Raw genomic sequence first — 3,848 nt, 5'->3', positions numbered from 1 at the left:
CGAAGTCGCTTTTGAAGAAGAAACAGGAATATCTTATCGTGATGCTACTGAGGAAGAATTTGATGAGTGGTTTATTACAAATGTACTTTGCTTTGAAGATTTAAGTGAGATTTGCAAAATTCTTCGATCACTTTTAGAGGCTAAAGATTTAGATAAAGCTTTGGAAAATTTTAACAAAAAAAGCGATAAAGGGCTTTTAAAGGCTATAAACTTAGATGAAACTTTGGAAAAATTTGACAAAAAAAGCGATAAAAGGCTTTTAGAGGCTATAAAAAATGCTAGAGTGCTTGAAGCGGTGCGTTTGATAAATGAAAATCCAAATATTGCAATCGCTGAAGATGCTTTAGAAGCTTGTGAAGAGCTTCTAAATTCTTTTTATAAAAAGATTTCTAGTAAAAAAGATGGTAATGATGATAGTCCTTATGAAAATATATTAAGACATACTGGTTCGGCATTTGGTAGTTTAAAGCCAGCTGCAAAAAAAGCTGCAAATGCTAGCAGTATTGCAAAACTAAAAGTATTACTAAGAACTATATTAAAAGGCGAAAATGCAGGGGAGGTACTTAAAAAATCCGGTTTTTCTAAAGTGCTTTTTGGGAAAAAACCAGCTACGCAAAATCAACTTTATTGCCCGATGAATAATGTAGAACTTATATTTTTGGTACGATATGCACAAGATAGAAAAAAATATCTTATCGCTAAGGTAGCACTAGATTGTATTAATTTGATATATCTTGACTCGCTTTATGGTGCTTTTGAGTGTATGGAAAGATTTGATGGGATAGAATCTTGGGATGTTTCGCATATCAAAGACTTCTCTCGTTGTTTTTTTTGCTGTTCTGATATGAATGTTGATTTAAGTAAGTGGAATGTAAGCAAAGGTCAAAATTTTTATTTAATGTTTGGTCACTGTGAAAATTTTAACTGCGATATAAGCTCATGGAATATGAGCAAAGCTAAAAATATTGATAGTATGTTTTATCTCTGTAAGGAATTTAATCAAAATATTGATGCTTGGAAAGTTTCAGTTGAAGCGGTGATAAAGAGTAAGAATATTTTCAAAGATTCCCCTTTAGAATCCAATCCACCTCTCTGGTTTAAAAACGCTATTGATAAAATAAATACACCTACAGGTTTAGAAGGAATTTTAAATCTTCTAAATTTAAATATTGAAGAAAGGCGCCGCAAGGAAGAGTATTCACTTTTTATGATTGAACGATTAAATAAAGTTCTAGAAGTGTTTAATGCTACCAATGCAGAGAAAAAATTAAATGATACTGATCTTGCTAAAATTTACAAAGCGGCTATCAACAGTGAATATGAAACAGATAATATAACTTTTATACCTTTTGAGCTTATAGAATCGACTGCAAAGCTTGCTAAAAATCCGCAAAAAGTTCTTATAGGTTCTAAGAAAGAGGATTATTTAAAACTTGCATTAGAAAATGGGCGTCCAGATATTTTTAAGCTTCTTATTGAGTACGGATTTGATGCAACAAAGTTGTTAAAATCTTGCTCTCTTTTGATTGATTGTTGGAGTAAATCTATCAGACATGATTATGCTTTCACAGCCTGCATGCAAGATAAGAAAGCTTTGCAAAAGCGTGATAATGAACGCAAAGAGTTGTTAAGACTTTTTATACAACAAGGCTATACTTTTGGAGATCTCTATGATGCTGCAGCTCGCTATTCTTCAAGTGTATCAGGTTTTATAATGCATGTTATTGCGAACAAGTATTTTAGTGATGATGAATTACAAATTGTTTTAACAGGACGTTATAGTGATAATGAAGCTATGCCTTTTGTGTTTGCTCTTGCCTTGCAAGTAGAGGATAGTAAAAATCGAAATCTTGCTTGGAAAAGTTTATGTTATGCAATCTTCTTGGATATGCATAAAGGCGTAAAATCTCCAAAGTATAAAGATAAAGATCACCAAGGACTTGAAAATCTTAGTTTTCAGGAATATATAAAAGAGATTATTAAACGATTAGCTGACGATAATAACGTGAAGATACATTTTGAAAATTTAATAGAATTTATGGATTTAATAGAAAAGATAAAAGATGGACAAAAAATTGTAGTCAAAAATTTAATTCTTTTAAATATGTTTGTATGTATAGAAGAGGTAAATTTAAGCTTGCTTGATGTAAGTCAGTTAAAAAATTTATCTTATTTATTTGACGATTCCACTCGTGGAGATTTTAGCGGGATAGAATCTTGGGATGTAAGCAATGTAAAAAATTTTGAATTTTGTTTTAGTAAAGCGGAACGCTTTAATGCTGATATTAGCAAATGGAATGTAGGCAAAGGGTGTTATTTTACTTCTATGTTTGAAAAAGCCAGATGTTTTAATGCCGATATTAGTAAATGGAATATGAGCAATGCTAAGAGCGTCTCTTATATGTTTACATGTGCAAGTAGTTTTGATCGCTGTTTAGAATCTTGGGATATAAGTGCTTCGGTATCTATGGATCATATGTTTTGGGGAACAAAAATTGACAGCAATAGGCCCAAATGGTATAAACATTAAAAACTAAAACAGATAAAAAACAATGACAAGAGAACAAGCAGAATTAATTATAGAAGAAGAAAAGTTGATTGATACAGATTGGTATCCTTCTTATAAACATGCAGGAGAATACCATCTTACTATGTGGTTTGATTCTGATAATAATAAATATGAAACTTTCTATGTTGGAGAAAGGGGGAGTGTTAGTCTTAACTATTCTTTTGACAGTGAAAAAGAAGCAATTGATAAAATGCTAAAAATGAATTATAGGCAAAAATATTTTAGTGTAGATGAGAACTATTCAATGCAAAATAGAAAAGAAGTAGCATTAAGAATTATTAAAGAAGAAAAACTAGAAGTGATTTGGTATGATGAAGCACTTAAACCTTTATGTGCAGGTATTAAACATGATAAACAAAGAGATAAATATATATCTTTTATCACTAATGCTAAAGCAGAAATTATAGAATAGAGAAGTATTGAGTTTGATGGGGATGAAGAATTTGAAGGAAAAATATATAATGATGAAGATATAGCCCTTTATGCTCTTATCAATCGTGCCAGAATGATTAAACAAAATAGAATCAGTTTTGTGTAAATAAATGAAATATTTTTCTTATGATTTAGAAAGGATAGAAAATGCTAAGAGATACTAATAAAGATGAAGCGTATTTTACCGAACGTATAATAGAATGGGAAGAAGAAGTTAAAAAAGATGAAAAAAGACTCTTGGAGCTTCCTTTAGGAGATGCAAGAAGGGAAAATTATTTTTTTTCTATAACAGATGGAAAAAAATGTATTGCTATGGATAAATACTCTCGTGGTGATGATATAAATCTGGTTAAAAAAGATTTAGAAGCATATATACTATTAAAACAAGAACATCGTTTAGAAGTGGGGATTGATATTAGCTGGTTTAAGGGAAATGCCCTTGAACTTTGTCTTAGAGTGTTATTAGATATGGACACAACTTGTGTATTAAAATTAGTAGAAGAAGATGAGAGAAAAAGAAAGGATATTCTCAATAGAGATTGGTTTTTACATTTTATGGGTTCTAAGGGTAAGAATTTAAATTTAGAACGCAAATGTATTCGCAAAGAACACGAGCTTATTAAAGAATTTGTAGCAACTAAGGATATTGAGTTTTTACATCAATATATGAAAAAACATACAAGATTAAGAGATCCTCTAGATACTTGGGATCTTGAAGGTGCAGCAATTGTAAAGCTAATGAATTTAGATAAAGAAGAATTTAAACAATATAAATACTTTCCTTATGATTTGATTTAATCTTAGTGGGTTTAAAACCCACAAGACTTTTCATGGCTAAAAAAAGAAC

The 3,848-nt window shown here is 30.4% G+C and carries 2 protein-coding genes and 1 pseudogene; all 3 read left to right on the top strand.

The features are described from left to right. The coding region (locus tag ELQ12_RS09425) for a BspA family leucine-rich repeat surface protein (RefSeq protein ID WP_134264735.1) at positions 1-2,530 on the top strand (2,530 nt) is incomplete at its 5' end. A gap of 22 nt (positions 2,531-2,552) precedes the next feature. After that, positions 2,553-3,107: pseudogene (locus tag ELQ12_RS09420) on the top strand (hypothetical protein). A 41-nt stretch (positions 3,108-3,148) separates the two neighbouring features. Continuing rightward, entirely contained in the window at positions 3,149-3,799 is a 651-nt protein-coding gene (locus ELQ12_RS09415; protein WP_002871601.1) for a PoNe immunity protein domain-containing protein, read from the top strand. The last annotated feature ends 49 nt before the right edge of the window (positions 3,800-3,848 follow it).

The sequence above is a fragment of the Campylobacter sp. US25a genome (assembly GCF_004379075.1).
GTDB lineage: Bacteria > Campylobacterota > Campylobacteria > Campylobacterales > Campylobacteraceae > Campylobacter_D > Campylobacter_D jejuni.
This window is presented reverse-complemented; position numbering and strand designations above follow the sequence as displayed.

Coding starts and splice junctions, on each gene's coding strand:
- ELQ12_RS09415 (WP_002871601.1), top strand. CDS start 3,149: ATGCTAAGAGATACTAATAAAGATGAAGCGTATTTTACCGAACGTATA.